This is a genomic window from Candidatus Culexarchaeum yellowstonense (assembly GCF_024707025.1).
Classification (GTDB): Archaea; Thermoproteota; Methanomethylicia; order Culexarchaeales; family Culexarchaeaceae; genus Culexarchaeum.
Genome location: NZ_JANGFQ010000104.1, coordinates 1 through 2,167, shown reverse-complemented (window position 1 = coordinate 2,167; position 2,167 = coordinate 1). Strand labels below are relative to the sequence as shown.

Below are 2,167 nucleotides of genomic sequence, written 5' to 3'. Positions count from 1 at the left end.
CTCTTGACTGGTGCTTTAAGGTATGGTGAAACTTATCATTTGGAGTTTCCAATGGGTTATGATTCAACATATGTTGGTAAATCATATTTTTGGGTTTCAGGGTTTACTAGTGATGATGGTGTTTTGGTCTTTAATTTCATGGTCGTCGCCCCCTCTAATGATTTTCCTCAGTAATTTTATGGTGAAGGGTGTCATGAGAATTGGCTTGAAGGATTTGGCTGTAAGCATCCTCTTGCTCATATCCTCATTCATTCTAGTTAACAAATTGCTGAATCCAACACCTATACAGATAATTGTGACTGGTGAGGGTCAACCTATAGTGGTTAGGGAATTTGTGACTTATACTCTAATTGACGTTATTGTGGTTGTTGCATCCACGATTATAGTTTGCATGACCTCCTTCTACATACTATTCTCAACACGTTTGGAGGGGAAAGCATTAAACCCCTCTAACTCCATAGAATCCGACATTAAATTTGCATTACGTCTCTTAGAGGGAGATCAGAAGAAGATTTTCCTTTTAATCGTTGAGTCTGGTGGTAGCATTCTGCAGAGTGAGATAGTTGAGAAAAGTGGATTCTCCAACGCTAAAGTTACGAGAATTTTAAGTGAACTTGAATCTAAAGGGCTTATAATTAAACGTAGGTATGGTATGACGAATAAAATTGAAATTAATAGGGAGATGCGAACTGTAAAATAGCATAATTTCACAACTGTTTAGCTTGTTTAATTCTCCTGAGAAAGGTTAAAGCCCATTATTGTAGTTGATAAATGACAAATAAGTATTGCAAAATCATCAAGTGAGGAAATAAAATCATCCTCAAAATTGCTTAATTAATAATTACTTTGGAATAATGCTTTCTTTAATAAATTTTAAGTTTTGATGGGTTTATGTGATTTTGCAATGCTTAAGACTCTTTCAACAGTTACCTTTGCAAGTCTTACGAGGGCTTCGCATTCCGGTATATAGTTGACTGCTGATTTATCGAATAGTATGTTGCTTGATGGTGGCATTTCCTCATCGCCAACCCATATTACCAGTATTATTGGTACTTTTGGTAGGGCGTATATCTTTAATGCCATATCACCATAATCTACAATTTCACATCCAAGTATCTCTGCAACTTTACGTAGCGGTTCTGGATTTCTACCAAATCCCTCTTCAAACTCTTTACATACACTCTTAAATGCTGGACAGTGTTTTAGAGCGTATTCTCCATATGCCTTGAATAATTCTGTGAATGAAGCGTATTCTCCAGTTTCCCCAACATCTTCTGTTGCTTGGGAATGTATGTATAATACATAGTATATTTCGCCTTTCCTATCATCTTCAACCTCCTCGTTTAGAATTTCATCATATATCTTCCCATTCTCCAATGATAATTTGAATCCTAGGAAGCGGATTTCCTTCCCCTTCTCAAATCCAAATCTCCCAGCAAGACTTTTGACATTATCCTTAACTTTATTCCAATCCTTCCAGTATGAGAGGAGTGCCATGGGATCACCAATCCCCCATTAATCTATCAACTTTATATTCCTTGCTATTTCCCTTGCCGCCATTACCGCTGGGCTGTTGCTTGGTAATTCCAGTATTGGCTTCCCATTCACACTATATTCCAGTATCATTTCATCTTCAGGTATTATCCCTGCAAATTCATATCCAACCTTCTCAGACCATTCACGCAGTTTTCCTTCGCTGGATTTTGGCAACCTATTTCCAACAATATACATGTGTTTAGCTTCTATATTTACTTCCCTTACCAATTGTTTGATCTTTTCAGCTGTTTTGAAGCTCATCATTGATGGATCTACCATTACTATCAGAGTATCCACATACCTATCTGTCCTTCTACTTAAATGTTCCAATCCAGCTTCCATATCCATTAATACAACACTGTAATTCTTTACTAATTTGCCAGTAATTTTTGTTAATACTGCGTTTATGTAGCAGTAGCATCCCTCCCCCTCCCCCCTACCCATGGATAGGAAGTCGAAGCCATTTGCCTCCACTATTGCCCTATAAACCCAATATTCTATCAATGCATCTTTAGAGAATCCCACAGCCACCTCCACATCATCCACTTTACGCCTAAACTCTTCAACTATCTCTGCAATGCTCTTCTCAACATTTACACCTAATAATTCGTGTAGATTCATTGCTGGATCG

At 37.6% G+C, this 2,167-nt stretch carries 3 protein-coding genes; 1 reads left to right on the top strand and 2 read right to left on the bottom strand.

Annotated features, from left to right (window positions below):
* Nucleotides 1–193 precede the first annotated feature (193 nt).
* Nucleotides 194–700, top strand: a complete 507-nt coding sequence (locus MRT15_RS09050) for a MarR family transcriptional regulator (RefSeq protein WP_304329763.1) — start codon at nucleotides 194–196, stop codon at nucleotides 698–700.
* 173 nt (nucleotides 701–873) lie between these two features.
* Here the strand turns inward: MRT15_RS09050 and MRT15_RS09045 are convergent, their stop codons facing one another.
* Together MRT15_RS09045 and MRT15_RS09040 are read right to left on the bottom strand one after the other, a co-directional pair.
* On the bottom strand, nucleotides 874–1,497 hold the full coding sequence (locus tag MRT15_RS09045; RefSeq protein ID WP_304329762.1) for a DUF3786 domain-containing protein: 624 nt from the start codon (nucleotides 1,495–1,497) through the stop codon (nucleotides 874–876).
* Nucleotides 1,498–1,515: 18 nt separating this feature from the next.
* Nucleotides 1,516–2,167 (bottom strand): hypothetical protein (locus MRT15_RS09040; RefSeq protein ID WP_304329761.1); only part of this gene is annotated, 652 nt, incomplete at its 5' end.

Excerpts from the sequence above, each read along its gene's own strand:
- MRT15_RS09050 (WP_304329763.1), top strand. The coding sequence starts at position 194 with ATGAGAATTGGCTTGAAGGATTTGGCTGTAAGCATCCTCTTGCTCATA.
- MRT15_RS09045 (WP_304329762.1), bottom strand. The coding sequence starts at position 1,497 with ATGGCACTCCTCTCATACTGGAAGGATTGGAATAAAGTTAAGGATAAT.